Below are 25,822 nucleotides of genomic sequence, written 5' to 3'. Positions count from 1 at the left end.
GAGGGGGTGGGAGTATGCCCGTGGCGCCGTGGCGCAGGGAACTGTGTCGTTCCTGGAAAAAACGCGTCTCCCGTCGAGTGTACCGGCGGGAAGAACCAAGGGGAGGGCGATTCCCAGCAGCCTTGATTACCCTCTTTGTTGCAGTTGTGCTGGCCTTTTGGGGGATCAGGACACTTGAGGCCCGCCTGCGGCCGGTTTTGGAAGATACCGCCCGCACCCAGGTGGTCAATCAAATGACTGGGGTACTGGAACATGCGGCCCAGGAGGCGCTGTCACAGCAGCCGTCTGAGGATGCGGCGTTGGTGACCATCGAACGAGATGCAGATGGTGCCATTACCGCGCTCACTACGGACATGTCCCGGCTCAACGTTCTGCGTGCCCAGATTGTCACCCAGGTGCTCCAGGAGCTGGAGAGCGTGGATGTCTCCACCATTCAGATTCCGCTGGGCAGCCTGTTGGACTCCGAGCTGATCTGGGCCCGGGGGCCTGCAATCAAGGCCAGAGCGATGACGGTGGGTACTATCTCTGCCGAGTTCGAAAGCGATTTTACGGCTGCCGGCGTCAATCAGACCCTCCATCGGATCTGGTTGGAGCTGTCTGTTCCACTGACGGTGATGCTGCCGGGTGGTGAGGTTCAAGCAGAGCTGAACAGCCGGCTTTGTGTGGCGGAAACTGTCATTGTGGGGAATGTACCCAGCACATATTTGCAGATGGACTCGTACCTTCCCTGAAAAAAGCCAGACACGAAAGGGATACCAATGATTCTTCTGGATACATTAAGCTGGTATATGGGCAGCATAGGGGGCTACTTGGTTCAAATGCTGCCCTGTATGCTGGTGGGCTTGGCCGTTTTTTTCTGCCTGGGTCCAGCACGAAAAAAACGGCTCAAACAGCTGGGGCTTTCCAGTGGTCCGCTGCGGGAAATAGGCCTGGGGCTGTTTGTGGCTTTCTGTGCCGGGCTGGCAGCCCTTACTCTGTTTCCGGCCGATTTCTGGGACTATGTGCTCCGGTATCTCCTGATGCCTGAGGTTCGGGCAGAAGGATTCCAGTGGGCAGCGTTCTATTTGACTCGGGAGGAGCTGGCGTTCCGGATGATGGGGCTTGCGGATGTGCTGGCCCCTCTCCAGGAAATCCGCCGGGCATTGAGAACCGGCTATCCATGGCTCATGTTTATGCTGTGGGGTAATATTGGAATGTTTCTTCCCATCGGCTTTTGTACGGCCCTCCTGTGGCGCAGGCACCACTGGTGGAAGTCCGTGCTGGTTGGCTTTGGATGCTCGGTTATAATCGAATTCATCCAGTTTTTTATTGGGCGAAGCACCGATATTGATGATGTGATTCTGAATACGGCGGGGGCACTGCTTGGATATTGGCTATTCCTGATGTTGTATGCCGTACTGCCGGATTTTCTGACCAAATTTCGCTGCCAGGACAGAGAGGAGGAGCTGCGAAATGGATTATTTGACGGAAATACAAGCCCTGCGCCGTGAGCTGGAGCAGGCTGGCTATGAATATTATGTGTTGGACAATCCCACCATGTCCGACTATGACTATGACCACAAGCTTCGTCGTCTGGAAGAGCTGGAAGAGGCCCACCCGGAAACCATTACACCCGATTCACCCACCCAGCGAGTGGGCGGTAAGGCTCTGGAAGCCTTTACGCAGGTGCAGCACAAGGTACCTTTGGAGTCTCTGCAGGACGTGTTTGACTTTGACGAGCTGCGGGCCTTCGACCAGCGGGTGAGGGGCGTGGTTGCGGAGCCAAATTATGTCGTGGAGCCGAAGGTGGACGGACTGTCTGTGGCCCTGGAATATGAGGATGGCCTGTTCGTGCGTGGCGCAACCCGCGGTGATGGACAGGTAGGGGAGGACGTGACCGAGAATCTGCGCACCATTCGCTCCATTCCGCTTCGGATTCCCGATGCGCCCCACCAGTTGATTGTCCGGGGCGAGGTGTTTATGCCAAAGAAGGTCTTCCACGCCTTGAACCAGGAACGGGAGAAGCGGGGAGAGGCACTGTTTGCAAATCCCCGCAACGCTGCCGCCGGGTCCCTGCGTCAGCTGGATCCCAAGGTCGCTGCCTCCCGGAAGCTGGATATTCTGGTGTTCAATGTCCAGTGGATAGAGCCAGGTCAATTTAAAACCCACGCTGAGACGCTGGACTACTTGAAACAGAAAGGGTTTAAAGTAATTCCGCATTACAGCTGTGACCAGGTGGAACAGGCCATTACCTATGTGACGCAGGTGGGCGAAAACCGGGATCAGTACCAGTTTGACATCGATGGGGCTGTGATCAAAGTAAATTCCTTGTCACAGCGGGAAGCATTGGGCTCTACGGCGAAATTTCCCCGTTGGGCCGCTGCCTACAAGTACCCCCCGGAGGTAAAGCCCTCCCAGGTGGTGGATATTGTGGTGCAGGTTGGACGCACCGGAGTGCTGACGCCCAAGGCTGTGTTGACCCCGGTCCGGCTGGCAGGAACTACGGTAACCAATGCCACGCTGCACAATCAGGATTTTATCCAGGAAAAGGATATCCGGATTGGAGATACGGTTCTGGTGCGTAAGGCAGGCGAAATCATTCCAGAGGTTCTGTCCGTGGTGATGGAGAAGCGTCCCGAGGGCACGGTGCCCTATCAGCTTCCCAGCTGCTGCCCTGTGTGCGGAGCGCCCGTACACCGGGACGAGGATGGCGCGCACATTCGCTGTACCGGTGCGGAGTGCCCGGCTCAGATTCTTCGGACACTGGCCCATTTTGCCAGCCGGGATGCCATGGATATTGAGGGCCTTGGTATTGCAGTGGTAGAAAACCTGGTAAATGCCGGATTAGTCAAGACACCCGGTGACCTCTATTTTCTCAAGGCTGAGGACGTGGCCAAGCTGGATCGCATGGGAGAGAAGTCCGCGCAGAATCTGATCGACGCCATTGCCAAATCCAAGCAGCAGGATCTGTCTCGTCTGATTTATGCCTTCGGAATCCGCCAGGTGGGGCAGAAGGCAGGTAAGATTCTGGCGGCCCGGTTCCGCAGTCTGGATGCCCTGGAGCACGCCACCATGGAGCAGCTGGTGGAGGTGGAAGACATCGGCACCATCACGGCTCAAAGTATTTTGGACTGGATGGCCAGCCCCCAGAGTCAGCATCTGATGGCCCGCCTGCGGGCGGCCGGTGTCAATACCCAGGCGGAGGAGCAGGGGAGTGACCGGCGCTTTGCCGGGATGACCTTTGTGCTGACAGGCGGTCTGGAGCACTTCACCAGGGAAGAGGCCGGAGAGCTCATTGAGAAGCGGGGCGGAAAAGCCGCTGGTTCTGTGTCAAAAAAGACTACCTATGTGGTGGCCGGCGAGGGTGCCGGCTCCAAGCTTCGCAAGGCCCAGGAGCTGGGCGTTCCGGTGCTCACAGAGGAAGAATTCCTGGCCATGCTTCAATAAGTTTTTTGCGTTACAACGATCGAGATAAATACTAGGGAGGAAGAAACAATTATGGCAGTTTCAAAGGTGTATTTTACTGATTTCCATACGCAGGCGTTTGGCGATGGTCTGCCCACAAAGCTGAAAAAACTGATTCGGAAGGCCGGCATTCAGAAGCTGGATTTGGATGGTAAGTTTGTGGCCATCAAGATGCATTTTGGCGAGCTGGGAAATATCAGCTATCTTCGCCCCAACTACGCCCGCGCTGTGGTGGATGTGGTCAAGGAGCTGGGCGGTAAGCCCTTCCTGACGGACTGCAATACCATGTACCCCGGAAGCAGAAAAAACGCTCTGGAGCACCTGGAATGCGCTTGGGAGAATGGATTTACTCCTCTGACGGTTGGCTGCCCTATCCTGATTGGTGATGGTCTGAAGGGAACCGATGACGTAGAGGTCCCTGTGGTGGGCGGAGAGTACGTAGAGTACGCCAAAATCGGCCGTGCTGTGATGGATGCGGATGTCTTTATCTCCCTGACGCACTTTAAGGGCCATGAGATGACTGGATTTGGCGGTACCATTAAAAATATTGGCATGGGCTGCGGTTCCCGTGCCGGTAAGAAGGAGCAGCACGCCAGCGGCAAACCTAAAATTAACCCTGAGGCCTGCCGTGGCTGTATGCGGTGTCAGAAGGAGTGCGCCAACCAGGGTCTGGTCTTTGATGCCGCAGCAAAGAAGATGACTGTGGATGAGCAGAACTGCGTGGGCTGCGGCCGCTGCCTGGGCGCCTGTAATTTCGACGCCATCTACTTTACCAACGACAATGCCCAGGAAGCCTTGAATTGCCGGATGGCGGAATACACCAAGGCCGTGTTGGATGGACGTCCCAACTTCCATATTTCTCTGGTGGTGGATGTGTCTCCCAACTGCGACTGCCACGGCGAAAATGATGTGCCCATTCTGCCCAACATTGGCATGTTTGCGTCCTTTGATCCCCTGGCGTTGGATCAGGCCTGCGTGGATGCCTGTCTGGCCGCCACGCCCATGCCCGGAAGCCAGTTGGCCCGTAATCTGGCCGATCCCAACTTCCATGACCATCATGACCACTTCCGCAACTCTACCCCGGAATCCGAATGGCGTTCCTGCCTGGAGCATGCCGAGAAAATTTGTCTGGGTTCCCGGGAATATGAGCTTATCACTATGTAATCCATGTAATAAAAAAAGCAGGGCAAATGCTCGGTGGTCGTAAAACAGTAATATGTGAATTTCTTGGAACAGGCATGATTTCGGTCATGCTTGTTCCGCTTTTATCAGTTCATCCACGGGAATGTAGCCCACAAGGTCATATTCGATATGTACCCTCTGCTTGCGTTTACCGCTGGACTTGTCCGGTGCCTCCACATAAACCGCCTTTACAAGCTCTCTGAGAGCATATGGCGTAAGTTCTGTGAGGTCGGTGTATCTGCGTGCCCGCTGAATAAACTGTTCAAGGTCTTCTATCTGTCGTTCCTGTACTTCAATCTCTTTTTGCAGATTTACAATTTCAACTTTTAGCTGCGCCTGCTCATCCTCGTAGGTCTTGCTCATCATGGCAAAGCGGTCATCGTTCAGCTTGCCTTTGGCGTTGTCCTCGTAGATCTTGATAAACAAGCGGTCAAGCTCCCCTATACGCTTTTCTGCCTGTGCCAGACGCTTCTTATATATCCTTATGGTTTCCTCGCTTTGCAGACGGAGTTTTTGCTCCATTTCCACCCTGAAATGTGCTTCATATCGGGTCACATACGAGATAACCTCTTTCATGTGATTCCAGACCAAATCCTCCAGAACTACGGCACGAATGTAGTGTCCGCTGCACTTGTCCTTGTTGGCTCGGTGAGTGGAACAGATAAAAAAGTCCTGTCGCTTTTCAAAGTATTTGGTGGTGGAATAGTAGAGCTTCTGCTTGCAATCAGCACAGAACACCAATCCCGAAAACGGGCTGCTCTTGCCGGTTGCTGTTCGCCTGTGTCGCTGCTGACGAATCTCCTGCACCTTGTCAAAGACTTCCTGCTCGATAATGGCAGGATGGGTGTTGTAGAAAATCACTCGATTTTCTTCGGGATTTTCCCGCTGCTTTTTATCCCAAATGGAATTGGTGTAGGTCTTGAAATTGACCGTTGCGCCAATGTACTCTTTTCGTTCAAGAATATTGACAATGGTGCTTTCGTGCCAGCGGTAAGGGTTCTCCGGCTCGGTGTGCGGTGTTTTCACGCCTTGCTTGTTTTTGTATGCGGTAGGTGTGAGTATCTTGTCCTTTTCAAGCTGGTCTGCAATTTGGCTCGGTCCACGCCCATTCATGCAGAGCGTGAAAATCTTCTTGACCACCTGTGCAGCTTCCTCGTCAATCATCCATTCCTTTGGATTTTCGGGATTTTTCATGTAGCCATACGGCACATGGACGGTCAATCTTTCACCACGCTCACCCTTTGCTTTTTGCACCGCACGAATTTTTCGGCTTGTATCTTTGGCGAAAAATTCGTTGAACCAGTTTTTAATACCGGCAATGTCACTGTCGGTGCTGTTGGGGTTGATGCTGTCAAAGTGGTCGTTGATGGCGATGTAGCGGACATCGTTCTGAGGGAAAGTATAGTTGATATACAGTCCCGTCAAAGCGGAGTTTCGCCCAAGCCTTGATAGGTCTTTCGTAATGACTGCACCCACATGACCGGCTTCAATTTCATCAAGCATTTTCTGAAATCCCGGACGATCATAGGTCACACCGCTGTAGCCGTCATCAATGAAAAATGTCGGGTGGGGGAAGCGGTGATCTCGTGCGTATTGAAGCAACATGGCCTTTTGATTTTGGATAGAATTTGACAAATCCTCTTTGCCGTTTTTCTTCTCATCCTTGGTGTCCTCTACGGACAATCTGCAATAAAGTGCTGTGATTTTGTCGGTTGCCCTTAACATTTTGTTATCCTCCTTTGGTTGGGCAACTGTCTGTACAGGATTGGAATGGTTGTTTATATCAAGAGAGGTGTCGCTATTCATTCGCTATCCTCCGTGATATCAGATTCATCATCGGCAGCGTTCTGCTCCATAATACGTTTGAGCTTTTTATCAAGAGTTTCCGTGCCCTCGTAGCTACCTGTAACTGTGTATTCTGCGCCGCCGATTTCATCCACGATTGTCACTTCAGGCAACCAAAAGGCAGACGGATTTTTTACAACGATGTTACCGTTTTCATCAAACTTGATGTCACGCTTTGGTGCATCATCGGGGCGAGGCTCGACCTTGGCATACGGGTCGGGATTGGAGAAGTAGTATTCGGGAACTTTCTCGTTATGCTCTCCACTCGCAATCTGTTCCTCAAAAATCATATCATCTATTTCTTCGGGAGTAAGCTCACGAGCTTCTTCCTCTGTTCGTTTCTCATCCATCCTGTCGAGCCTCCTTTTCTTTCATTCACTTCAATTCGATTTATTCGAAGTATTGTTGGGATTGCAAGTACCGCAGGTGTAGCTGCACACTGCGATGTTTTACAAAATATAGCGTTGCCGATTTGGTGGAAAATGAAAATCTTCAATTTGCTTACAAAAGGTCAAAACAAACTTTGCAAGCAGTGCACGTGTGTACACACATCGTGCGTTTTGCAAATTTCAGCGAAGCTGATTTTTGCAAAAGCTTGTTGGGAAGCATCCCAAACCCTTTGACGATTTTTTCAAAATTGACTACGCTCCTGCGGAGCTGACATCACTTCAGATGAGAAAGAGAAAGCAGGATTTTTTTAATCCCTTCGTAAATTTCCTCCTGGTTCTTTTTGATTTCTTCGATGTCCGCTTCGTAGATGTTACCCGTTGTGTTGAGCTGTTTGGCAATCTGGTTTTCGCTGTTGGATATTCGTTTCATTTTGGAAGTCAGCTCACGGAGTTCAGGCATATCCAGATTTACAACATATCCGTCGATTGCCATTTTGCGGAGATAGGCACTCATGTTTTCTGTTCCCATCTGTGCCATTTTCTGTTTTATCAGGTCAAGTTCTTTTTCGTCTACAAAAAACTTGACTTGTATCGGGCGTTGCCGGATTGATGGTTTTCGCTTATCTGCCATTGTGAATACCTCTAAAGCTCTTCTTTTTTGCTGGTAGGTTATCGCAACTCCCATATCATTTCGCTTAAGCGATAGAACATTTCTTGTCGTTCTTCAATGGCTTGTTTGTTCCAATCAGACCAAGAGGACAGCAGTGAGTTCGTTCTGTTGATAGCAGTATCCTGTCCTAAATTCACCAACTCCGAGATGGAAGAAGTGATGTAGAATTTAGACTGTTTATAGTAAGTTGCCTTGTTTGCGTAAACATCATTCTGGATTGATCTGTTGATGGTGTTTTCAAGCAAGGTAAGATTTCCAAGCCGGTTAATATATACAGAGAATTCTTCTTCATCCATGCCATACAGCTCTTTATCTGTACAAGTCTGCGGCATAATGTGTTCAATCTCAACTGCTGTTTCCGTATAGGTAGTTAAATCCTCCACCGTGGTTTTCCCTAATTTCAATGCATCTACATACGCAGTGATTTTACCGAGAATAAACTTGATTCGATATTGCTGCATACTGTTCAACCCCAAGCGAAGAAAGTTGGATTTATTATCGAGTTTCCAGTCATTCACCGTGGGAATAATAGTGTTCTTTACAAAACAATCCAAGTCCTCTACCGTAATAATATTGCGAACATCTCTGCACCACAATGCAAAAGTTCGCTCTGTGATGTTGGTCGCTATTTTATCAATTACTGTATAATAAACTACAGATTCAAGAATGCTTTTAAATTTAGCAAATGCTTCTGAGTTCATGTTGGAAGCCGCAAGAAGAAGCATCAGGTGCAGCTTATAGGACTTACCCGCCAGCAAAGGAATGTTCTTCAAATGTACATTTCCTTCCGATGCACCATCGGGCATCCTGCACTTAACATATAACTCAACATTTTGTGCCATTTTTTGAACAAACTGAAATGGAGCTTCTTGATAATGGCACTGTGCGTTGTTATTGCTGAGCCAGGTATAGATCTGATCTTCACGGAGAATCCCATCTTTTTCGCTGGAGGTATCATAATTGGCCATGATAAAATAGCGAAGAAAACGGAGCGGCTTCTCATCAATTTTTTCCAGTGAACGGGTAATAGATTTCCAGTTCATATTTAGTTCTTTGAATTTGCTTCTGTCAACCTGACGGAAAACCATATTCTTAAGCAAATCCATCGGGTCAAGCCCTTTGCCTCGTTGGTTGATTGTTTCAAAAATCTTCAGTGCATCGGAAATGTCATAAGTTTCAATACGAATAAAGCTTGTTTTGTTTAGCAGAAACACAACAAATTTTTTCAAATCAGCGATTTGGGGGAATTGCTCCTGCAAAAAGTCCTGGATCGTCTTGAATGCGTCGAACAGTCTTTCTCCCGATTGTGTGATATAGTTCGGTCGTTCCTGTCCTTTTTCAATCAGCTCCAAACAATTTCCGGCATCTTCATATTGAAGCTGGAGATGATACAAGTTAATCACATCACCCTCACTATTCATAGTTGGGCTATAAATTAAATTTTCAATAACACTGGTTTGTTCACCATGATCTATGTAGATTTTTTTGATCGCACACAACAGAATAAAAAATGTGGTAAGGCGCTGCTGTCCGTCAATCAACTCAAACTGGCTGCCAGAGTCATAAGTTACAATAGTGCCAAGGAAATAAGCCTTTTGACTATCGGTATTGTAGGCATCCAGTAAGTCTGCCAACAGCTGCTCTACCTGTTCGTCTTTCCAAACATACTCTCGTTGATAGTCGGGAACAATGTAGTGGTTCTTAAATGCGGAGTTGATCGAGTGATCGTTATATTTAATATGTGTATCGGCCATCGGTTTCATCCTTTCCGGTAAATCGGTGTGTGTACACACATCATTATACAAGAATGCACCATCTTTTTCAAGATTAGTTTCCCAATTCACCAAAGTAAAGCATAACTTTTCATGAACGCATTTTTGCCAAAACAAGAGCTGCTCCGCTGAATGGCAGGGCAGCTCTTGTTCGTCACCAAAAATCAATCAAGGTTTTGGTATTCCGTAACTGTCTTGAGGTAGACAGCAGGATCGCCGTTAAGGATTAAATCAGCATATGCAGCAGGGTCATTATAGATCAGATAGTCGAGTTCCGACTGTTGATACATATTATTCACTACCTCATTTTCCACAGCGATAGTGTCGATAGAAACCATGCTGCCGTCTGAAAAGCAAAGCTCTACACAAGCAGTATCAAGGTTAAATTCACAAGATAACAGGTGTTTCATGGTAAATACCTCCGTAATTCTAATATTTTGTTGCAAAAAAGAACGATGCCGGTCATGCGACTCGACATCGTTCTTTTCGTTGTTGTTTCCAACCCTGTCAGACAGATGCCGTAAAATAGTAATTTTTTAGAATTACTGTCTTACGAGCACCCATCTAAATGCCCTGCTTTTTATTATTTTTCTCCACCATATTGTGTTTTGAGCAGCAAATCCACCATAAAGACTGAGACGCAAAACAGAGCCATCTGTCCCACGATAAGCCAAAGCCAGAAAATGGCCAAGGAGTCCCCAAAAAGCGCTAGCAGGATTCCGCTGACAATGCCGCTGATGATGCCGATGCGGATCCAAAGCTTGCTGCAATGGCGGTGTGCGGCTTCCCACGCCTCGGGGTTGTTTCGGGTAAGCTCCGTATTATAGGAAAGCCCGCTTTTTTGAAAGGGGGGAGGCGTTACCTTCCAAAGAATCCCCATGAGAAGCATGCCCACCGGCGCTAAAAAACTGAGAATACCATAGAGAATATTCATAAGAAACCTCGTTTTCCATGTTTTCTATTCGGGTTTACCATCGTTTGAAGATGCCTTTTTCGATTGTTTTACTCTACCTAATGGGTTGGCCTGCGCGGCAACCCGCAAATCATCGCTGTCTACATGGGTATAGATCTGCGTTGTATTCAGATGATCGTGGCCTAAAACCTCCTGGAGGGTCCGTACATCCACGCCGTTTTGCAGCATCAGCGTAGCGGCTGTATGCCGCAGCTTGTGAGAGGAATACTGGGTGCTGTCCAGACCTGCTGCGGATAAATGCTTTTTCACCAGCTTATGGACAGCCGCTCTGGTGATGCGTTTCCGGTTCTGATGGGTCACAAAAAGAGCGTTCTGGTCCACCAGAGTCATGGCGTCCCGTTCCGTCAGCCAGTCCTGAAGGGCCTGCTGGCAGGCTTCATTTAAGTAGAGAACCCGTTCTTTATTACCCTTACCCAGAACACGCAGCTGGTTTTCTCGAACATCTGTCTTATTCAATCCCACCAACTCTGAGATACGCAACCCGCAGTTTAAAAATAGCGTCAAAATGCAGTAGTCTCGGACGGAATTTTTCCCGTCGACGCTGGACAGGAGATGGACGCTTTCGTCCAAATTCAGATATTTGGGCAAGGACTTTTTTTGCCGGGGAGAATCCAATTCCTGGACAGGGTTTTGATCCAGCAGCTTCGCCTTATTGGTCAGATATTTATAAAAAGAACGGATGGTTGCGACTTTGCGAGCTCTTGAAGCGGCATTCAGACCGCGATCACGGGACAGATAGTTCATGAAAGCATAAACATCCGTCAGCGTAATGGATTGAATCAATGGAAAATCGATGTCGTCAATGGAAATGGAATCGAACGGCAGATTTTCCGGAACCAAATGCTTGTCCAATTTGATAAAACGGAAGAAACTTCTGAGATCTAAATAGTATTCATCAACGGTACGACGAGAATGACCTTGGATGGTCTCATGATAGACCAGAAAGTCCCGGATGAGAGGCGGAGCCTCGGTTCGGTAGTCAGGATGCATAGAATGCGGATTTCACCTCCACTCAGGTCAACAAAATTTTTATTTTGTTGACCTGATACAATGGGATTTTAGAGGAGAACCATATGCTCCCCTCACGGACACTTCTTTAAATTCCATACCAATATAGCACGCTTGTTTTGACCGGTCAACAAGAACTCCGAGTAACCGCCGGTTCAAACTATCTCAAGGACGTCTCTTGCGCATAAACGTTTCTCTGTTTCGCAATGCGAGAATCATTTCTTCTGCGTCCAGAGAAAAAGCAGCAGATTTGGAGTTTATCCAAACCTGCTGCTTTGATCAATGACGGATCAGTCCTGCTCCCAGTTGTGGTACACGTTTTGCACGTCGTCGTTCTCTTCCAGCATATCGATCAGCTTTTCCATGTTCTTGATGTCAGCCTCGTCCGTGAGCTTGACGTAATTCTGAGGCACCATCTGAACAGCGGCCTCCAGGAAGGTGTAACCCTTCCCTTCCAGAGCGGACACAACCTCGTTAAAGCTGTCAGGATCCGTATAAATTTCAAAGACATCATCATCGGCCTGCATGTCTTCCGCACCGGCCTCCAAAGCGTCCATCATGACGGTATCCTCATCCAAATCCTCGGAATCCATCACAATAACGCCCTTCTTATCGAAGGACCAGGACACGCAGCCGGTAGCACCCAGACCCTTGCCGTACTTATCCAGCAGGTGACGAACTTCAGGGGCGGTACGGTTGCGGTTATCAGTCAAAGCCTCTACGATCACGGCAACGCCGTTGGGGCCGTAGCCCTCATACACCACGCTCTCAAAGTTGTCGGTATTGCCGGCACCCAGAGCCTTGTCGATAGTCCGCTTGATGTTGTCGTTGGGCATGTTGGCTGCCTTTGCCTTGGCAATCACAGCGGCCAGACGAGAGTTATTAGCGGGGTCACCGCTGCCGCCGGTCTTGACGGCGACGATCATCTCACGAGCAATCTTGGTGAAAATCTGAGAGCGCTTGGCATCGGCAGCGCCCTTGGTCTTTTGTATGTTGTGCCACTTGGAATGTCCGGACATAAAATCGTTCCCTTCTCTTTTTGGCTTCAAATTCGCCAAAAAATTATATCACTATTTTATTTGCTTTGCAAGTCCAGGCGAATATGTTTTCTGAAAATCACATTACGCCTGCTTGCTTCGGTCCTTGTTGGGGACCATGATGCGCAGATGAGAGCCCTCCCCGCACTTCCCGTTTTCATCGGTAACCACAATGTCAAACCACATTTTTCTTCGCTCGATGGAACGGAGCGTGGCCGTGGCCGTTACCTTCATTCCCACCGGCGTGGAAGCCAGATGACGGACATGGGCTTCCACACCTACGGTAGTCGTGCCGTCGTCCAGATAGGCTTTCGCCAGCTCCAGAGCGGCAGCCTCCATCAAAGCCAGCATGTTTGGGGTGGAGAGAATACGGGCACCAGCAGTTCCAATACGCTTGGCAGTCATTTCATCGGTTACTTCCCAGGTCAGAGAATACTCCTTGGGCTTGTCCATAACAGGTCCTCTCCCCTCTTTTTCTATTTCTATTTTAACGGAACGGGCAGCCGGAGGCGTCAAAGACCTCGCGGCGGTGGAAGGTGACAAAATCAGGCGTAAATTCTGGGTAGTCCTGGCAAAACGCCCCCCGGAGCAGCTCCGGATTTAACCCGGGGTTCTGGGCGGACACCACAATGTCCAATGTCATGGTGTCGCTCTGACACTCCAGATTCCAGCTGCGGATGAGAGGAATCAAGTCCACCTCGGTATAACCCAGCTTTGCCTTGTTGGATTTTTTCCGAACCACCAAGCTTTCCCGGTGGAGAAGCTCCTGCATGGCAGGCTCTGTCTCCTGGGGACGGCCCTCGGGATACTCAAAGTTCATTATGTAGTTGACCAGTGCCAGTTCTTTCAGCTTTCTTTCTCCGGAATAGCACTGATGAATGATAATTCCCTCCGGCATGGCAGCAGTGAGTCTGGAAGGAACTTCCTCTCTGGGAGTATCCCCCATCAGGCCAAACTCCAGAATTTCACACTGGCTGGAGTAGCCTACCGACAAAGGCAGCGCGATGGAGACAAAGGGATGTGGATGAAAGCCCTCCGTATGCTTGATTTGAATCTGTGCTCTGGCAAATGCGCGCTGAAAGGTGCGCATGAGGTCCAAATGAGAGATGTACTTTGCACGCCCGGTCTTGGAAAAGAGCAGTCGATCAGCCATTGCACACACCTCCACAGAGCAAACGATTGGCGCCGCAGCCCGAACAGCGGGTCCGGCAGTCCGGGGTGGTCTGGGACTGGTAGCACAGCTCACGCTCATGCCACAGGAACGAGGGGTTCACCATGGTATCAATGCGGCACCAGGGGAACACCTCGTTTTTCGGGCGCACCCGGTGGGCATAAAAGTCCCCATCCAGACCACAGGCCTTCAGCGCGTCCATCCAGCGCTGATAATCAAAATACTCGCTCCAGGAATCCATCTTAGCTCCGTGCTCCCAGGCCCACTCCAGCACGTCTGCCAGACGTCGGTCACCGCGGGAGAAAATGGCCTCCAGATAGCTGGTTTCCGGATCGTGCCAGTTATAAGTAATGGACTTGTCCCGTTTCAGGGCGTCCCGAAGCAGATTGACCCGGCGCTGATACTCCTCCACCGGAATCTGGGCATCCCACTGGAAGGCGGTGTGGGGCTTGGGGACAAACCAGGAGGTGGACACGGTGATGCGCACGCCCCTGGCCTTATTGGGCGTACATTCCCGCCAGGCAAAGTAGACCTTGCGGGCCAAGTCCGCAATTCCCAGGACATCTTCATCTGTTTCCGTGGGCAGACCCAGCATAAAGTAGAGCTTGACTCCGCTCCAGCCGCCGGAGAAGGCGGTGCGGCAGGACTGCAGCAAATCCTCTTCCCGGAGATTTTTGTTGATGGCATCCCGCAGCCGCTGAGTACCGGCCTCCGGCGCAAAGGTCAGTCCACCCTTACGCACCCGCTGGAGCCGCTCCATCAGGTTCATAGAGAAGGTGTCTGCGCGCAGAGAAGGCAGAGATACGCCAATGTCTCTGGGGGCACAGTAGTCCAGCAGATTATCGCACAGCTCCAGCAGACAGGGGTAATCCGTAGAAGAAAGTGAAGACAGGGTCATTTCCTGATAGCCAGAGTCCTCACAGGCCGCTTTTCCGTATTGAGCCAGCAGCTCCGGATTCCGATTGCGGACGGGACGATATACATAGCCCGCCTGACAGAAGCGACAGCCCCGGATACAGCCCCGGAACAGCTCCAGCATCACACGGTCATGGACGATCTCAGTGGAGGGAATGATGGTCTTGACGGGGAAATAGGACTTGTCCATGTTTTCCACGATGCGCTTGCGCACCATTTCGTGCGCGCCGCTTCCCGGCTTGATCTCCATGGCCTCCAGAGTGCCGTCCTCCCGATAAACCGGCTCATAAAAAGAGGGAACATAAATTCCCTCGATTTTCGCCGCCTCCTGGAGAAACTCCTCCTTGGACCAGCACTCCTCCTTGGCCAGCTGGTAAAGGCGGATGTACTCCAGAGTGACCTCCTCCCCTTCTCCCAGGACAAACATGTCAATGAAGGGGGCCAGAGGCTCCGGATTATAGCAGCAGGTACCGCCCGCGATTACCAATGGCGTTAAATCTCTGCGGTCGGCAGAGCGAAGAGGCAGGCCGGCCAGGTCCAACATGTTGAGCACATTGGTGTAGGCCATCTCATACCCCAGGGAAAATCCGATGATGTCAAAGTCAGAGATGGGGTCACCGCTCTCCAACCCGTAGAGCAAAAGCCCCTCCCGGCGCATCTCCTCTTCCATGTCGCCCCAAGGCGCATAGCAGCGTTCGCACCAGATGTCCGGGCACTCGTTCATTACACCGTACAAAATGCGGCAGCCCAGATTGGACATACCAATTTCATAGGTGTCCGGGAAACAAAGAGCAAAGCGGGTCTTGACCGCCTGCTTGGATTTTACCACAGCGTTATATTCTCCGCCGGTATAACGGGCGGGCTTTTGTACTTTGGGCAGGATATGCTCCAATGTGCGGTTCATGTCGTTCCTCCGTTTTCGGGTCTTATACAGTAAACTCTATTGTACCCGTTTCACATTGGCATGACAAGCCCTATTTTTCCCCTTTCTTATGGGAAAATTCTAAAATGAGCAGCCACAGAGCAATACAGAGGAGGGTTACATTTCCCCCGCCCCGCAGCAGCAGGATTCCGCCGGCCAGAATCAGCGTGGAAAGCAGCCGGCTGAGCCACTCCCCTGCCCATTCGGCCACATCCGGGCCGGCCATCAGGCAGAGCGCGCAGTGAAGCGCACGTCCTCCGTCCAGGCAGCCGATGGGGAGAAGATTGAAGCAGCCTAACACCAGATTCAGCCCGGCAAACAAAGTACCATGCTCCCACCCACAAAAGAGACGGGCCAGCAGCAGATTGGCTGCCGGCCCGGCCAGAGCGGCCAAACCCTCCTGCCAATAGTTCAGGGAATGTGCCAAAGCCATTTCAGCCCCAACCGCCGTGAGACGAATTTGCGTTACAGAGCCGCCCAGTGCGCAGATGGTCAAATAATGCCCCAGTTCATGGAATATGCAAGCTGTCAGGGCCAGCGGCAGGATCATTTGGTGGTCCAGATAGTTCAGCCACGCCATCAGGAGGAAAAAGCCTCCTGTGGCCTCCCATTTTCCCAATTTCATTGATCGGTCATGTATTCAATATAATAGATGGGGTTTAAATGCATCTTATTGAATTTCAATTCCAGATGAAGATGCGGGCCGGTGGACATACCGGTCGAACCAATTTTCGCTATGGTATCTCCTATGGTAACTGACTGTCCCTTGGTCACACATACTTCACTGCAGTGGGCATAGAAGGACTTGACTCCGTTTCCATGGTCCAGCTGCAAATACAGGCCATAGGAGTCGTCTTTTCCAACATATTCCACCGTACCGGACGCAAAGGCTTGAATGGGATCCCCTGTCTGTCCGCTGATGTCCACCCCACCGTGAAATTGATAGGTTCCGTTGATGGGATGATCCCGGTATCCGTATTCGGAATTGATATACCCCAGAACAGGTGTCATGGTTTCCAGCGTTCCAAGCGAAAGCTGATCCATTGTGTAGTGCTCGGGAAGCGGGTCTCCGTCGTAGTCTGATTTTAGAATCAATGTGCCGGCTGCCGGGACTGCTTCCAGTTCCTCGGTAAGATCAGTGGATTCTGCTTCTGGGGGTACGGTCTCCTCTGTGGTTGACTGATTGGATGAAATGGGCAGCTTCCAGGCGTTCTGCGCCAGCAGATGGTCGGTGATTGCCTGTTCATCGGCTGTCCTGATGGGGAAGCTGCTTTCCTTGGAGAGAAAGCTGGCCAATTCCGGCTTAGACTGTACCGAATTGGAAGCTCCACCGTCCTCTGCCCCGAATACGGCAACACAGAAGTCTTCCAAACGGCTTAGAATGCTTTCTTCTGAGTCAGTCTCCCCCACCACCGAAAATGCAGCCCGAAAATCGGTGTTGGATGTAATCATAGCCAGCAGATCATCTCGGATCTCCAGCAGTTTTCCAGGAAAAATGCCTTTTCCAAGAAATACGGCCAGAAAGAGAATCAGGCAGATGAAAAGCTGAAGAAGCCGAAGCCGATCCTGTGCAGTTGTCCTCTTTTTTGAATCTCCCGCCCCGCTGCGGCGAGGGTATGTATTTACTTGGTGGGTACGGGCGGTGTCGTTGTACATAGAGACTGGTACCTCCTCGCCAAATTCCTCTTGTCATTTTTGTTTATTCCAAGTCTATTCGCATGACAAATGGAATATTCCTCTTGACAGAGTGGGGAGAAGAAAATATAATAACATAGCTGATATTTTGGCAGAAGGTAGTTAAAAGAACGATTCTTCAAATTCCTGTCAGCCAATATCCGGGTGTAGCGCAGTTGGTAGCGCGCATGGTTCGGGTCCATGAGGCCGTGGGTTCAAATCCCGCCACTCGGACCAAAAAGCCCGCCATTTTCAAATGAAAATGGCGGGCTTTTTATTATTTGTCGACCACACAAATTAAAATGGACGCTTTTCTTGGTTGATTACAGGAAGGGTACCCCTATTCACAAGGGGCCCCCTCCTTTTTTGTGGCGCAGATTTTGAGTCATCACTGAGATGAACTTGAGGAACCATCTTAGATGATATGTCGACGTTCCATTATAAATCACTTGATATCCTGATGTTTCAAAAGCATGAAACCAGCAGCAGTAGATAAAATAAGATAGCCACACAGCACAGCAAAGCACGGCAAGAATGACGACAAATCATTTGACGCCGTATAAACAGAAGGCATATGTGTAGAGATTTTGATATAATTGAGGTCAATATGAATTCTCAAAAATCCCAAAACCATTTCCGAAATTTTCGGGATATTTGGAATTATAAGGCCGAAAACAACGCCTGTAATTGCATTTCTGGTGTAGATCGTCATCGTAAGTGCAAAGCTGATGTGCGCCATTGCGAAAAGAATGCGTGCGATTACAGCAAGAGCATAGTAACCAGGATAAGTAATTGTACCCATACCAAATCTGCTGCTCGCAAGAACTCCCGCAACAATTCCGCCGATCAGCATTACCAATATATATATATGGCGGATACTGTCAAAACGATGGAGAGATAGTATTGTTTCTTCGCGATACCACGCCCTATGATGTTCTTCATTACGCCGGAGCGATAAGTTTCTGCAATGGTATTCGCCGTCAAAAGCATGAAGACATAAAGGATGGTATCACTACCCAAAAATGTATCAAACAGCCCCTCTACCCCCATGATAGGGTTTAATGCAGATGCCAAAGAAAAAGAAAGGCGAATTGTTACCACCAGGAGAACACAGCTGAGAACAAGGCATCCGAAAAAGAAATTGTCTTTTTTAAGCTGATAAATATGTCCACGAATTAGATTTTTCATACCGCTCGCCCTCCTGAAAGTTTCTCTACAAAAAATCGCTCAATATCTTCATTGTTCGCGCCCAAACCACACACGCGTACCTTGTTTTCCACCAAATATTGGTTAAGGTCCGCCGGATTGATTTTCTCATACAAATGCAGGCTTTGATTAGAGAGAACTTCACATCGGACATCGGGATAGCGGGAGGCAATAAGTGTTTTTGCATTTTCCAAGTATTCCGGCTCAACCATAATCTGAACGCCGCTGCTGCATGCACGCTCCAGTGTTTCTTTGCTGAACTCATCAATCAGGCATCCGCCATCAATAATCGCGTAATCCGTCGCCAGTTTATGTAATTCGCTTAGAATATGGCTGGCAATCATAATGGTGGTGCCCTGTTCACGATTTAACGTCTCCAGCATTTTACGCATCTCATAGACACCTTCCGGGTCAAGGCCATTGATAGGCTCATCGAGAATGAGAAAATTGGGATTTCCCAGCAACGAGATTGCAATGCCCAATCGCTGCTTCATTCCCAGGGAAAATTGACGCGCTTTCTTTTTCCCTGCGTTTTGTAGTCCTACCATTTCCAGAATTTTACGATGATCGCGAGACTGGAGGCCAAACAGAAGCGAAAAATAGCGCAAATTTTCCAATGCAGTCATGTGCTCATGAATACCAGGTTTTTCAATCAGCATCCCCATGTGATTCCGCACTGCAGCATCATTGGACTTTCCCAACAATGTATAACTGCCGTCACTTTGCTGGGTTAGGCCGCAGATAATCCGCATAAGCGTGGTCTTTCCAGCTCCGTTTTTTCCCACCAAACCATAGATCGACTTTTTCGGCACATGAATATTTACATGATTCAGAACTGTTTTTGTTCCGTAGACTTTTGAAAGATTATCGGTTTGCAAAATATATTCCATATCATCGCCGCCTTTATTTGTATTGGAAATCAGTTTCAGCAATAAGCAAACTGGTTGACAGGCTACCCTTTCCGGACGTGGAAATATAGTTCATATTCTGCTCTCCCTGTCCATATTGTGTCCGTATTGATTGAGTGGTAATTGTATCATAGAGGGCCAAGAAAACGCATAAAGATTCCTTTAAGTTTTTCTTGATTTTTGCAGATAAAATACTTTTTTGCCTATACTCCCCCGTTTTTGGACTGTAGGCGGCAGAGAAATGACTTGGATGGATTATGACCCTATTTAAAGATACAGTCTAAGTAGTCCAAAGGCATAAAAAATGTCCCTCCTCTGCCTGAAAAAGATCCCGCAAAGGTTGGGGAGTGTTTTTGATCAGGTGAAAGGTAAGCGGAGGCACAGTCAAATGCCTCCGCTTACTTATTTATTCCTGACTTTTGGACGGTGTCTCTTTCTCAAATGAGTAGTAAGAACGCACATAATCGACAAAGCTCTGTACGGCCCGACTGACTTTCACCGGTTTCGGAAAAACGAGATACAGATTACGCTGTGCAGTACCCTCCGGCAGCTCAAACATCAAAAGACGTTTTTCCTCCACGAAATTGCGTACGGCCTTTTCCGATATGATGGAGACGCCAAGACCGCCTGCCACCAAATTCTTGATGGACTCCTGGTCGTTCACTCTGGCGGTAATTTTAAGCTGCTCCTCTGGAATCTGCATTTTCTCCAAGAAAAGATCCGCGCTTTTCTGGCTTCCACTCCCCTTTTCCCGCAGAATGACAGGCTCCTTCAACAGCTGGTGAAGGGGAGGCTCCGGAAGTTCCTTCATTTTCAAAAATTGAGGTGTGACCGGGGTTATCAGCACCATGCGGTCCCGATAGAAGGGAATACACTCCAGTGCTTCATTGCCGCAGTCCATCCCAACGATCCCAACATCGAACAGCCCGGTAAGCAGGTTCTTTACCACCTGGCTGCTGTCACTCTGATGCACTACAAAGTAGGTATCCGGGTGCTTTTTCCCGTACTGGGGCAGAATTTCCGGCAGAATATAGGCGGATGGAATGGTGGAGGCGCCCAACTGAATGATGTGCTTGGTCTCCTCCGACCAGCGCTGGAGAAGGTTGTCCTGGAGCTCCAAAATGTGGGTGGCACATTCATAAAGCTCCCACCCTCTTGGTGTAATTTCAATGTTTTTTGTGTCCCGGATAATAAGACGGGTTTGAAATTCTTCCTCCAGCATGCGAACATGAGTACTGATCGTGGGCTGAGAAATATAGGTTTTCTCCGCCGCCTTTGTAAAGCTTTTATACTTCACGACCGCTGCAAAGGAACGCAGTTGCTTAAATTCCATATAACAGCTCCTTCAGCGCCTGAAGGGCGCGTTCCACTTCCAGAGGGGTGTTCCACCATCCGAAAGAAAAGCGAATCGTACCGGTGGGAAAGGTACCAAGGGTGCGGTGGGCGGAAGGAGCACAGTGCAGGCCCACACGGGTCATAATGCCGTATCGACTGTCCAGCTCATAGGCCACCTGGGCCAGCTCTCGCCCCACCGTCTGGACCGAGACGACTCCAGTGCGCCCAATGGTATCGGGAAGCCCAACGGATCTTATTTGTCCATCTTCCTCCATGGGCTGAAGACCGGACAAAAACTGTTTGGTCAGTTCCAGTTCATGGCGCAGGATGTTGTCTATTCCGGTGCGCTCCAACCATAAAAGTCCCTCCCGCAGGCCAAGAATCCCAGGGAGATTCATGGTGCCGGGCTCAAACCGATCCGGCATAAAGTCGGGCACAAACTCCGTGTGGCTGAGGCTGCCCGTTCCACCGGAGAGAAGGGGATCAAGCTCTGTCTCCAGACCTTTTTTCAGGATAAATCCGCCGATCCCCTGGGGACCCAGCAGACCCTTGTGCCCGGTGAAAGCCAGGGCATCAATGCCCATCTTTGCCATGTCAATGGGGCATACACCGGCGGACTGGGCACAGTCCACGAAAAAGCGGAGGCCGTGGGTACGACAGAAGACACCTACCTCTTCGATGGGAAGTATGGTGCCACAGACATTGCTGGCATGGGTCATAACCACGGCCCTGGTATTCTCCCGCAGCAGGCCCTCTGCCTGGTCCAGACACAGGGTTCCGTCTGAGCGACAGGGAATCCGGGAAAAGGAGACTCCCTGCTCGGTCAACTGCTGGAGCGGCCGCATGACGGCATTGTGCTCCATGGAGGACACCAGCACATGATCGCCTGGCTTCAAAAAGCCCTTCAGAATCACATTCAGGCTCTCCGTTACATTCTTCGTAAAGACAACCTGTTTGCAGTCCTCTCCATGAAACAAGCGGCACAGAAGCTGGCGGGTCTCATAAACTGCCTCTTCCACGTCATAGGCCGCCTGGTATCCTCCGCGGTTGATGTTGCTCCCAATGGTGGTCATATAGCGGTACATCGCCTCCGGTACCTCTTTGGGCTTTGGAAAGGTTGTACTGCTGTTGTCAAAATAGATCTTCTCCATCGTTCTATCCCCCGAACATGTCACGCCTTTGGGTTAGCATACCACAGTCGTCTACCCCATTCAAGATATTTATTTGAAATTAAAATAAATCGGTTAAGAATATCAATAAATACTATTGGAAGGCAAAATTTTGCCATGCTATAATGACTTGCGTCAAATTGGCGACTTTTTTGCGTGGTATGTGTTCACTCAAAAAAGATCAGCATCAAGAAAGAGAGAGGAAAAACCTATGCCAAAAACCCATGAAAAGACCGGCATTGTTTTGGCCGGCATTGCCATCGGGGTCATTGCATCCCTGTTGGTGTTCTTTGGAAATCCCGTCAATATGGGATTCTGTATTGCCTGCTTCCTGCGGGACATTTCCGGAGCCCTGGGGCTGCACACAGCTCCCGCCGTACAGTACATCCGTCCTGAAATTCTCGGTCTGGTATTGGGCAGCTTTTTGTTGTCTGTCTTCCGCAAGGAATTCATGCCTCGGGGCGGCAGCTCTCCCCTGACCCGGTTTGTTCTGGGCTTCTTCGTTATGATCGGCTGCCTGATGTTCCTGGGCTGCCCCTTCCGTATGATTCTCCGGCTGGCCGGCGGCGACCTGAATGCGGTGTTTGGACTGCTGGGTTTCGTCTGCGGCATTCTGGCGGGTGTCTTCTTTCTGAACAAGGGCTATTCCCTGAAGCGGACTTATAAGCTGCCCACGCTGGAGGGTGCCGCCTTCTCCGCCATTCAGGTTGCTCTGCTGGTTCTGCTGGTTGCTGCGCCTGCCTTCATTTATTTCTCCGAGGCCGGAGCCGGTCCCGGTGCCCTCCATGCCCCCATTCTCATCAGCCTTGCCGCCGGCCTGATCGTGGGCGCACTGGCTCAGCGGACCCGACTGTGCATGGTGGGCGGCATCCGGGACCTGGTGCTGTTTGGTGAATGGAAGCTCCTGGCCGGTTTCATTGCCATTCTGGCCAGCGCGCTGGTTTGTAATCTGGTGCTTACCGGTACGGGTGCCGGCACCTTCTTCACCCTGGGCATGGAGGGACAGCCGGTGGCACACACCGATGGCCTGTGGAACTTCCTGGGCATGCTGCTGGCCGGTTTTGGCTGCGTCCTTCTGGGCGGCTGCCCCCTGCGTCAGCTGGTGCTGTCCGGCGAAGGCAACACCGATAGTGCCATTACTGTTCTGGGCCTTGGCATCGGAGCGGCCTTTGCCCACAACTTCGGCCTGGCCTCCAGCGGCACCGGCCCGACCGCCAATGGCAAGGTAGCCGTCGTCATTGGAATTGTTGTGGTGGCTGTTATTGCTGTGGCCAACACCGTACGGACAGAAAAAGCGTAAAGGAGTGTAAGACAACATGAAAGAACTGGATGCGCGCGGGCTCTCTTGTCCGGAGCCTGTTGTTATGATTCGGAAAGCGATGATCTCCAAGGAAAATGCCTATCAGATGGTAGTGGACAATGTGACCGCCAAGGAAAATGTGACCCGTTATGCTCAGCACCAAGGCTATCAGGTCTCTGTGCAGGAGGCGGATGGTGAGTACCGCCTGTCCATTACCAAGTAAATGACTTACATTGCAACCTTTTATTCCCACTTTGGTGCAATCCGCTTTCGAAAGCTCTGCCAGGAGAAGGGAATTCCGGCCGAAATTATGCCCGTTCCCCGGGACCTGAGCAGCAGCTGCGGAAGCTGTGTCCGCTATGAGAGCACTCTCCCCTGCCCTGCTCCTCAGTACCCCGAAGAGGTGGAGCAGGTGGTTTCTGTGACCAGCCAAGGTTACCAGAGCCTGTACCGGGCGGAGAACGGATAAGGAGCGACTATGGAGACAGAAGTAAAATTAACCAAGCTGGCCTCCTGCGCGGGATGCGGCGCAAAGGTAGGGGCAGGAACCTTGTCCTGCCTGCTGGAGGGCTTTCAGACCCACAAGGACCCAAGGCTGGTGGTGGGCTATGACAAAAGCGACGACGCCTGTGTCTATGTGGTCAATGAGGAGACGGCATTGATTCAAACCACAGACTTTTTTCCTCCCATTGTAGATGATCCTTTTCTGTATGGCCAGATCGCAGCGGCAAACGCTTTGAGTGACGTCTACGCCATGGGCGGAGAACCCAGGTTGGCCCTGAACATTATGTGTGTAACAGAAACAATGGACACCACCACCATACAGGAAATTCTGCGTGGAGGTTATTCCAAGGTGTTCGAGGCAGGCGCAGTCATTGCGGGAGGCCATACCATTCACGGAGCCGAGCCCATTTACGGCCTTGCTGTTTCAGGGTTCATTGATCCCCAAAAGGTGCTGACCAACAGCGCAGCCCGCCCGGGAGATGTCTTGATTCTGACCAAGCCTCTGGGCGTCGGAATCCTCACCACCGCCGCAAAGGCAGATATGGTGGAAGCACCTGTGATGGATCGAATCTATCAGCAGATGGCCACACTGAACAAAACCGCGCGGGACATCATGGTCAAATACCCGGTCCATAGCTGCACCGATGTCACCGGCTTCTCCCTTCTTGGTCACAGCTTTGAGATGGCCCAAGGCAGCGGATGTTCCATCCACCTTTGTGCAGACAAGGTCCCTTATCATAAAGAAGCCTATGAGCTGGCTGAGATGGGCTTTATTCCGGCGGGTGCCTACCGTAACCGGGAGTTTGCCCAGGCTGGTGTCTATGCGGCGGAAACGTTGAGCAGGGCACTGCAGGATATTTTCTATGATCCCCAGACCAGTGGCGGGCTCTTGATTGCCCTCCCCCAAAACTCCGCACAAGAGCTCCTGAAGGAACTTCAGGACCGGATTCCCAGTGCTGCGATCATCGGGTACGCAACAGAAAAACAAGATTATCCGATTTACCTGGAATCCGATTCGTGAGCCTCAGAAAATATAACGCAAACAAAGAAATGGGACAGTGCCGTACAGACACTGTCCTGTTTTTTTAGATCATTTGATTGTAAAAAAGAAAGATGGCATTCCAATATAAAAATGTCGGAGCAAGCTTTGTATCGCTTGCTCCGACGTGGAATATCGCAACAGGATAGATGCCATGGCTCTAGGCTTACACCCAAAACCAAATCGAAGCCCAACGTAGCGGGTTCGATTTGGAGAGGAGCCGCGACAAAATGAGTGAGAGGTGACTTTAAAAAAAGTCGCCGCGAACGATATGTCGTCCGCGGCGACGTGGTGCCGGTGACCGGACTCGAACCGGTACGCTGTCGCCAGCGGTGGATTTTGAGTCCACTACGTCTCCCAATTCCATCACACCGGCACGTGCAGGAGTTATTATACATGAAATCAGACTTTTTGGCAAGAGATGCAATTCAATTTTTTACAGTTGTTTCTGTTAAACTGCATTTCCCGCTCTGAAACGGAATATTCTCTGAAGACTGACACACCGCTGGATGGCACATGTCCATCCAGCGGTGTGCTGTTGTTTCAGCGCTTTTGCAGCGCTTAATTTTTCCGATTTCCCAGAAACCGCAGGAGATACAAAAACAGGTTTAAAAAGTCCAGATACAGCTGGAGTGCCGAAAAGATCGAAGCCTTTTCCAGCATATCCGGATAACCAGCATAGTACTGATAGTAGGCCTTGATTTTCTGCGTATTATAGGCCGTGTAGCCCAGAAATACGGCAATACCCAGGAGACATACCATCCGGTCCAGTGCAGTAAAGGCGGGAATAAACACGGAAATGACTGCAAAAACAATGAGGAAAATAAGGCCGGAGAATAAAATCCCGCCGATCCGGCTGAGGTCCCGCTGTGTCAGATAGCCATAGGCAGCCAGAACAGCAAAATAGACGGCCGTGGCCAGGAAGACCAGTACAATGCTCTCCAGACGGTAGAGATAGAAGTAAATGGAAATTGTAAAGCCAAACAGGATGGAAAACGCCACAAAAATGGCCTTGGCGCTGCCCACCGACATACGCTCAATCCGGGCAGCCATGGTGTAGGAGAGAATCAGCGTCGCCACCAGTACAACGAGCTGCACGGCAGGAAAATAAATCAACGTATAGTAGGTGAAATTGGTCATCCAACCCGCAACGGCAATTCCAAAGGTAATCATCAGCCCCAGTACCATCCAGAGGAAGGTTTTGGCGGTGTACTGACCTATGGTTTCCAACTGGCCTTCCTGCATCATGCTGCGGTCAAACTCATAGGGATCAAAGCTCATAGCAAGCACTCCTTTCGCTGTTGAGCATCTTGTGCCTGAAAAATGGCACCGGGCATAAGAAATCAGAATCAGTTTGCC

The 25,822-nt window shown here is 50.3% G+C and carries 27 protein-coding genes and 2 tRNA genes; 9 read left to right on the top strand and 20 right to left on the bottom strand.

The features are described 5' to 3' along the window. Window positions 1–14: 14 nt before the first annotated feature. From yunB to DWX58_RS08625, 4 genes are read left to right on the top strand one after another with little or no spacing between them, the layout of a single operon-like run. The gene (gene yunB, locus DWX58_RS08640; RefSeq protein ID WP_118642931.1) at window positions 15–731 is read left to right on the top strand and encodes a sporulation protein YunB; all 717 of its coding nucleotides are present in this window, start codon (window positions 15–17) and stop codon (window positions 729–731) included. A gap of 27 nt (window positions 732–758) precedes the next feature. Further along, window positions 759–1,490 carry a VanZ family protein gene (locus DWX58_RS08635; protein WP_118642929.1) on the top strand — a complete coding sequence of 244 codons (732 nt, stop codon included), beginning with the start codon at window positions 759–761 and terminating at the stop codon, window positions 1,488–1,490. Continuing rightward, window positions 1,453–3,426 (top strand): NAD-dependent DNA ligase LigA, encoded by a 1,974-nt coding sequence (ligA, locus tag DWX58_RS08630; RefSeq protein WP_118642927.1) that lies wholly within the window; start codon window positions 1,453–1,455, stop codon window positions 3,424–3,426. The genes DWX58_RS08635 and ligA overlap by 38 nt, the downstream gene beginning before the upstream one ends. Before the next feature lie 51 nt (window positions 3,427–3,477). Beyond that, window positions 3,478–4,608 (top strand): DUF362 domain-containing protein, encoded by a 1,131-nt coding sequence (locus DWX58_RS08625; RefSeq protein ID WP_118642925.1) that lies wholly within the window; start codon window positions 3,478–3,480, stop codon window positions 4,606–4,608. Between the two features lie 84 nt (window positions 4,609–4,692). On the opposite strand, the gene DWX58_RS08620 is transcribed toward DWX58_RS08625, so the two are convergent. The 13 genes from DWX58_RS08620 to DWX58_RS08560 all read right to left on the bottom strand — a co-directional run bounded on the left by DWX58_RS08620 (window position 4,693) and on the right by DWX58_RS08560 (window position 16,984). Then, window positions 4,693–6,432, bottom strand: a complete 1,740-nt coding sequence (locus tag DWX58_RS08620; protein WP_118642923.1) for a recombinase family protein — start codon at window positions 6,430–6,432, stop codon at window positions 4,693–4,695. Beyond that, the gene (locus DWX58_RS08615) at window positions 6,429–6,821 is read right to left on the bottom strand and encodes a hypothetical protein (RefSeq protein WP_118642921.1); all 393 of its coding nucleotides are present in this window, start codon (window positions 6,819–6,821) and stop codon (window positions 6,429–6,431) included. Before DWX58_RS08615 ends, DWX58_RS08620 begins: the two co-directional genes overlap by 4 nt. A gap of 313 nt (window positions 6,822–7,134) precedes the next feature. Continuing rightward, window positions 7,135–7,491, bottom strand: coding sequence for a plasmid mobilization relaxosome protein MobC (gene mobC, locus DWX58_RS08610; RefSeq protein WP_118642919.1), 357 nt, complete (start codon window positions 7,489–7,491; stop codon window positions 7,135–7,137). A gap of 38 nt (window positions 7,492–7,529) precedes the next feature. Further along, window positions 7,530–9,470: a DUF262 domain-containing protein gene (locus DWX58_RS08605; protein ID WP_118642917.1), complete on the bottom strand. Its 1,941-nt coding sequence runs from the start codon at window positions 9,468–9,470 to the stop codon at window positions 7,530–7,532. Beyond that, window positions 9,467–9,712 carry a DUF6061 family protein gene (locus DWX58_RS08600; RefSeq protein ID WP_079698696.1) on the bottom strand — a complete coding sequence of 82 codons (246 nt, stop codon included), beginning with the start codon at window positions 9,710–9,712 and terminating at the stop codon, window positions 9,467–9,469. The genes DWX58_RS08605 and DWX58_RS08600 overlap by 4 nt, the downstream gene beginning before the upstream one ends. 173 nt (window positions 9,713–9,885) lie before the next feature. Beyond that, a complete protein-coding gene (locus tag DWX58_RS08595; RefSeq protein ID WP_118642915.1) occupies window positions 9,886–10,236 on the bottom strand; it encodes an SdpI family protein in 351 nt (116 codons plus the stop codon). Between the two features lie 24 nt (window positions 10,237–10,260). Next, the gene (locus tag DWX58_RS08590) at window positions 10,261–11,265 is read right to left on the bottom strand and encodes a tyrosine recombinase XerC (protein ID WP_118642913.1); all 1,005 of its coding nucleotides are present in this window, start codon (window positions 11,263–11,265) and stop codon (window positions 10,261–10,263) included. Window positions 11,266–11,573: 308 nt separating this feature from the next. Beyond that, window positions 11,574–12,302: a YebC/PmpR family DNA-binding transcriptional regulator gene (locus tag DWX58_RS08585; RefSeq protein ID WP_118642911.1), complete on the bottom strand. Its 729-nt coding sequence runs from the start codon at window positions 12,300–12,302 to the stop codon at window positions 11,574–11,576. Between the two features lie 102 nt (window positions 12,303–12,404). Then, the gene (locus DWX58_RS08580; RefSeq protein WP_118642909.1) at window positions 12,405–12,773 is read right to left on the bottom strand and encodes a hotdog domain-containing protein; all 369 of its coding nucleotides are present in this window, start codon (window positions 12,771–12,773) and stop codon (window positions 12,405–12,407) included. A 34-nt stretch (window positions 12,774–12,807) separates the two neighbouring features. Continuing rightward, the gene (locus tag DWX58_RS08575) at window positions 12,808–13,473 is read right to left on the bottom strand and encodes a TIGR03936 family radical SAM-associated protein (RefSeq protein ID WP_118642907.1); all 666 of its coding nucleotides are present in this window, start codon (window positions 13,471–13,473) and stop codon (window positions 12,808–12,810) included. Continuing rightward, window positions 13,466–15,310, bottom strand: coding sequence for a TIGR03960 family B12-binding radical SAM protein (locus DWX58_RS08570; RefSeq protein WP_118642905.1), 1,845 nt, complete (start codon window positions 15,308–15,310; stop codon window positions 13,466–13,468). The genes DWX58_RS08575 and DWX58_RS08570 overlap by 8 nt, the downstream gene beginning before the upstream one ends. 70 nt (window positions 15,311–15,380) lie before the next feature. Beyond that, on the bottom strand, window positions 15,381–15,908 hold the full coding sequence (locus DWX58_RS08565; protein WP_243093372.1) for a M50 family metallopeptidase: 528 nt from the start codon (window positions 15,906–15,908) through the stop codon (window positions 15,381–15,383). Between the two features lie 41 nt (window positions 15,909–15,949). Next, entirely contained in the window at window positions 15,950–16,984 is a 1,035-nt protein-coding gene (locus DWX58_RS08560; RefSeq protein WP_118642901.1) for a M23 family metallopeptidase, read from the bottom strand. A 179-nt stretch (window positions 16,985–17,163) separates the two neighbouring features. Here DWX58_RS08560 and DWX58_RS08555 point away from each other — a divergent pair. Next, window positions 17,164–17,239, top strand: a tRNA-Pro gene (locus tag DWX58_RS08555). 208 nt (window positions 17,240–17,447) lie between these two features. On the opposite strand, the gene DWX58_RS08550 is transcribed toward DWX58_RS08555, so the two are convergent. From DWX58_RS08550 to DWX58_RS08530, 5 genes are all read right to left on the bottom strand, one after another. Continuing rightward, complete coding sequence (locus tag DWX58_RS08550; protein WP_147382251.1) at window positions 17,448–17,855, bottom strand: hypothetical protein; 408 nt, start codon at window positions 17,853–17,855, stop codon at window positions 17,448–17,450. Then, a complete protein-coding gene (locus tag DWX58_RS08545; RefSeq protein ID WP_118642897.1) occupies window positions 17,855–18,190 on the bottom strand; it encodes a hypothetical protein in 336 nt (111 codons plus the stop codon). Before DWX58_RS08545 ends, DWX58_RS08550 begins: the two co-directional genes overlap by 1 nt. Beyond that, complete coding sequence (locus DWX58_RS08540; protein WP_147382250.1) at window positions 18,187–19,140, bottom strand: ATP-binding cassette domain-containing protein; 954 nt, start codon at window positions 19,138–19,140, stop codon at window positions 18,187–18,189. Before DWX58_RS08540 ends, DWX58_RS08545 begins: the two co-directional genes overlap by 4 nt. A 382-nt stretch (window positions 19,141–19,522) precedes the next feature. Next, window positions 19,523–20,449 carry a selenium metabolism-associated LysR family transcriptional regulator gene (locus DWX58_RS08535; RefSeq protein WP_118642893.1) on the bottom strand — a complete coding sequence of 309 codons (927 nt, stop codon included), beginning with the start codon at window positions 20,447–20,449 and terminating at the stop codon, window positions 19,523–19,525. Further along, complete coding sequence (locus DWX58_RS08530) at window positions 20,439–21,602, bottom strand: aminotransferase class V-fold PLP-dependent enzyme (RefSeq protein WP_118642891.1); 1,164 nt, start codon at window positions 21,600–21,602, stop codon at window positions 20,439–20,441. The genes DWX58_RS08535 and DWX58_RS08530 overlap by 11 nt, the downstream gene beginning before the upstream one ends. 229 nt (window positions 21,603–21,831) lie before the next feature. Here DWX58_RS08530 and yedE point away from each other — a divergent pair, with 229 nt between their 5' ends. From yedE to selD, 4 genes are read left to right on the top strand one after another with little or no spacing between them, the layout of a single operon-like run. Continuing rightward, complete coding sequence (gene yedE, locus DWX58_RS08525) at window positions 21,832–22,920, top strand: YedE family putative selenium transporter (RefSeq protein ID WP_118642889.1); 1,089 nt, start codon at window positions 21,832–21,834, stop codon at window positions 22,918–22,920. Window positions 22,921–22,936: 16 nt separating this feature from the next. After that, window positions 22,937–23,143, top strand: a complete 207-nt coding sequence (locus DWX58_RS08520) for a sulfurtransferase TusA family protein (protein ID WP_118642887.1) — start codon at window positions 22,937–22,939, stop codon at window positions 23,141–23,143. Beyond that, on the top strand, window positions 23,144–23,389 hold the full coding sequence (locus tag DWX58_RS08515) for a DUF3343 domain-containing protein (RefSeq protein WP_118642885.1): 246 nt from the start codon (window positions 23,144–23,146) through the stop codon (window positions 23,387–23,389). Between the two features lie 9 nt (window positions 23,390–23,398). Next, complete coding sequence (gene selD, locus DWX58_RS08510; RefSeq protein WP_118642883.1) at window positions 23,399–24,445, top strand: selenide, water dikinase SelD; 1,047 nt, start codon at window positions 23,399–23,401, stop codon at window positions 24,443–24,445. Window positions 24,446–24,752: 307 nt separating this feature from the next. Here selD and DWX58_RS08505 read toward each other — a convergent pair. Together DWX58_RS08505 and DWX58_RS08500 are read right to left on the bottom strand one after the other, a co-directional pair. Continuing rightward, a tRNA-Leu gene (locus DWX58_RS08505) sits at window positions 24,753–24,839 on the bottom strand. 185 nt (window positions 24,840–25,024) lie between these two features. Beyond that, the gene (locus DWX58_RS08500) at window positions 25,025–25,744 is read right to left on the bottom strand and encodes a Bax inhibitor-1/YccA family protein (protein ID WP_118642881.1); all 720 of its coding nucleotides are present in this window, start codon (window positions 25,742–25,744) and stop codon (window positions 25,025–25,027) included. Window positions 25,745–25,822 lie beyond the last annotated feature (78 nt).

Origin of the sequence: Pseudoflavonifractor sp. AF19-9AC (assembly GCF_003478995.1) — a bacterium.
Lineage (GTDB): Bacteria > Bacillota > Clostridia > Oscillospirales > Oscillospiraceae > Lawsonibacter.
Note: the sequence above shows the minus strand (reverse complement) of the source record. Positions and strands in the feature narration are given on the sequence as shown.

Coding starts and splice junctions, on each gene's coding strand:
- DWX58_RS08625 (WP_118642925.1), top strand. CDS start 3,478: ATGGCAGTTTCAAAGGTGTATTTTACTGATTTCCATACGCAGGCGTTT.
- DWX58_RS08535 (WP_118642893.1), bottom strand. CDS start 20,449: ATGGAATTTAAGCAACTGCGTTCCTTTGCAGCGGTCGTGAAGTATAAA.
- DWX58_RS08560 (WP_118642901.1), bottom strand. CDS start 16,984: ATGTACAACGACACCGCCCGTACCCACCAAGTAAATACATACCCTCGC.
- DWX58_RS08530 (WP_118642891.1), bottom strand. CDS start 21,602: ATGGAGAAGATCTATTTTGACAACAGCAGTACAACCTTTCCAAAGCCC.
- DWX58_RS08590 (WP_118642913.1), bottom strand. CDS start 11,265: ATGCATCCTGACTACCGAACCGAGGCTCCGCCTCTCATCCGGGACTTT.
- DWX58_RS08570 (WP_118642905.1), bottom strand. CDS start 15,310: ATGAACCGCACATTGGAGCATATCCTGCCCAAAGTACAAAAGCCCGCC.
- DWX58_RS08615 (WP_118642921.1), bottom strand. CDS start 6,821: ATGGATGAGAAACGAACAGAGGAAGAAGCTCGTGAGCTTACTCCCGAA.
- DWX58_RS08585 (WP_118642911.1), bottom strand. CDS start 12,302: ATGTCCGGACATTCCAAGTGGCACAACATACAAAAGACCAAGGGCGCT.
- DWX58_RS08580 (WP_118642909.1), bottom strand. CDS start 12,773: ATGGACAAGCCCAAGGAGTATTCTCTGACCTGGGAAGTAACCGATGAA.
- DWX58_RS08575 (WP_118642907.1), bottom strand. CDS start 13,473: ATGGCTGATCGACTGCTCTTTTCCAAGACCGGGCGTGCAAAGTACATC.
- DWX58_RS08545 (WP_118642897.1), bottom strand. CDS start 18,190: ATGAAAAATCTAATTCGTGGACATATTTATCAGCTTAAAAAAGACAAT.
- yedE (WP_118642889.1), top strand. CDS start 21,832: ATGCCAAAAACCCATGAAAAGACCGGCATTGTTTTGGCCGGCATTGCC.
- DWX58_RS08595 (WP_118642915.1), bottom strand. CDS start 10,236: ATGAATATTCTCTATGGTATTCTCAGTTTTTTAGCGCCGGTGGGCATG.
- DWX58_RS08520 (WP_118642887.1), top strand. CDS start 22,937: ATGAAAGAACTGGATGCGCGCGGGCTCTCTTGTCCGGAGCCTGTTGTT.
- DWX58_RS08550 (WP_147382251.1), bottom strand. CDS start 17,855: ATGCTGATCGGCGGAATTGTTGCGGGAGTTCTTGCGAGCAGCAGATTT.
- DWX58_RS08515 (WP_118642885.1), top strand. CDS start 23,144: ATGACTTACATTGCAACCTTTTATTCCCACTTTGGTGCAATCCGCTTT.
- DWX58_RS08500 (WP_118642881.1), bottom strand. CDS start 25,744: ATGAGCTTTGATCCCTATGAGTTTGACCGCAGCATGATGCAGGAAGGC.
- DWX58_RS08565 (WP_243093372.1), bottom strand. CDS start 15,908: ATGGCGTGGCTGAACTATCTGGACCACCAAATGATCCTGCCGCTGGCC.
- mobC (WP_118642919.1), bottom strand. CDS start 7,491: ATGGCAGATAAGCGAAAACCATCAATCCGGCAACGCCCGATACAAGTC.
- ligA (WP_118642927.1), top strand. CDS start 1,453: ATGGATTATTTGACGGAAATACAAGCCCTGCGCCGTGAGCTGGAGCAG.
- DWX58_RS08600 (WP_079698696.1), bottom strand. CDS start 9,712: ATGAAACACCTGTTATCTTGTGAATTTAACCTTGATACTGCTTGTGTA.
- selD (WP_118642883.1), top strand. CDS start 23,399: ATGGAGACAGAAGTAAAATTAACCAAGCTGGCCTCCTGCGCGGGATGC.
- DWX58_RS08635 (WP_118642929.1), top strand. CDS start 759: ATGATTCTTCTGGATACATTAAGCTGGTATATGGGCAGCATAGGGGGC.
- DWX58_RS08620 (WP_118642923.1), bottom strand. CDS start 6,432: ATGAATAGCGACACCTCTCTTGATATAAACAACCATTCCAATCCTGTA.
- yunB (WP_118642931.1), top strand. CDS start 15: ATGCCCGTGGCGCCGTGGCGCAGGGAACTGTGTCGTTCCTGGAAAAAA.